The organism is Methylobacterium sp. CCH7-A2, from assembly GCF_001557075.1.
In the GTDB taxonomy this organism is placed as follows: Bacteria; Pseudomonadota; Alphaproteobacteria; order Rhizobiales; family Beijerinckiaceae; genus Allobosea; species Allobosea massiliensis.
In genome coordinates this window covers 1-218 of record NZ_LSKN01000128.1, presented here as the reverse complement: position 1 = coordinate 218, position 218 = coordinate 1, and the positions used below count along the sequence as shown (strand labels likewise).

General features: G+C 75.7%; 1 protein-coding gene. It reads right to left on the bottom strand.

Annotated features, from left to right (window positions below):
- A partial coding sequence (locus AX750_RS11265; protein ID WP_156462443.1) for a DUF938 domain-containing protein occupies window positions 1-218 on the bottom strand: 218 nt, incomplete at both ends.

Sequence of the window (218 nt, the reverse complement as noted above, 5' to 3'; positions counted from 1 at the left end):
GGGCGCGCCCGCCTGCGCGGTCCAGGCGGCGATGCTGGCGAGCGCCTCTGGCGCCGGGTCGCTCGGCCGGAAGGTCAGCCCCGGCAGGGCTTCCGCGAAATGGACCGCGTGCTCGCCCGAGCCGCTGGCGATCTCGAGCACCGTTCCCGTCGGCGGTAGCACGGATCGCAGCACGGCGAGGATCGCGTCGCGGTTGCGCGCGGCGGCGGGAGCATGAA